Consider the following 1,440-nt stretch of genomic DNA (forward strand, 5'->3'; position numbering starts at 1 on the left):
CCTAGTAGTACTTCGTTAGGTTGATTTGATCTTGTGGTCGTGGCGGTGCATGCTGCGGTCTGTGGATCTTGGTGAGGTGGAGAAGCTTCGTGGAGATCTCGGTGACTTCGTGGCCGAGGTCTTCGCGTCCCTGGCGCGCAAGGATCAGCGCCGGCAGGGGGATTGCTATCTGCGCGGGCTGATGCTGGACGGGCGGCGCAAGTCGATCCAGCCGATGGCCGAGCGGCTGCCGGACGGGAACATGCAGGCCCTGCAGCAGTTCGTCAGCCAGTCGCCGTGGGACCACACGCCGGTGCTGCGGCAGATTGCGCGGAAGATGACCGCCGCGCTCGCGCCGGAGGCGTGGGTGATCGACGACACCTCGTTCCCGAAGGCCGGCGACCAGTCGGTGGCGACGTCCCGGCAGTACTGCGGGGCTCTGGGTAAACGCTCGCTCTGCCAGGTCGGGGTGAGCGTCCACGCCGTCACCGATCAGGCCTCCAGCCCGATGTCCTGGCGGTTGTTCGTGCCGCCGGAGTGGGGCGACCGTGACGATGTCCGCCGCCGTCGAACCGGCCTGCCACCGGAGGTCGGGCATGTCGAGAAGTGGCGCCTGGCGATCGACACGCTCGACGAGCTGACCGCCTGGGGACTCGATCCCCAGGTCGTGGTCGCCGACGCCGGATACGGCCAGTCCGCCGCCTTCCGCCATGCCCTGCGCTCCCGGGACCTGGACTACGTCGTGGCGGTGCGCGGCGACGAGACCGCGCACCGCCACGACGCCGAGCCAGAGGCGCCCGCCTACCGCGGCGCCGGGCGCAGGACACTGCCCCGCTACCGCACCGAGGCCATCGCCCTGCGCGAGCTCGCCACCGCCGGCGGGCGCCGGACGTTTCGGCAGGTCACGTGGCGTCAGGGCAGCCGCGGAGCGATGCGCTCACGGTTTCGGGTCCTGCAGGTGCGGCCCGCTGGGAAGATCCCCCGGACGCTCGCCGCCGCCGAGGCCGGCGGCGGCGCCGCGTGGGACGGCGTCCTGCCGACCGAGACCCTGCTGGTCGAATGGCCTCCTGGCGCGAGCGCACCCACCGACTACTGGCTCACCAACCTGCCACCCGACACCACAATTCGACGGCTCGTGCGCCTGGCCAAGATCCGCTGGCGCATCGAGCACGACTACCGCGAGATGAAGCACGGCCTGGGCCTGGACCACTTCGAGGGCCGCACCTGGCGCGGCTGGCACCACCACATCACCCTCGTCACCGCCGCCCACGCCTTCCTCACCCTCCGGCGCCTCGACCCAAAAGTCGAGACGCCGGCCTGACCTTCTACCGAGTCCTCGACGCCATCCAGGACCTGATACGGGCCTGGACCGGCGAATGCCCCACCTGCCACCGCGAGTTACCCACCAAACACCGACCAGGGCGCACCGGACCACGCCAGACCTAACGAAGTACTACTAGG

At 69.9% G+C, this 1,440-nt stretch carries 1 protein-coding gene; it reads left to right on the forward strand.

Annotation, left to right across the window (positions count from 1 at the left end; all coding sequences use genetic code 11):
- Positions 1 to 49 precede the first annotated feature (49 nt).
- Positions 50 to 1,300, forward strand: coding sequence for an IS701 family transposase (locus ABZY91_RS42020; RefSeq protein WP_355409523.1), 1,251 nt, complete (start codon positions 50 to 52; stop codon positions 1,298 to 1,300).
- Positions 1,301 to 1,440: the final 140 nt, after the last annotated feature.

Origin of the sequence: Kitasatospora sp. NPDC002965 (genome assembly GCF_040611255.1) — a bacterium.
In the GTDB taxonomy this organism is placed as follows: Bacteria; Actinomycetota; Actinomycetes; order Streptomycetales; family Streptomycetaceae; genus Kitasatospora.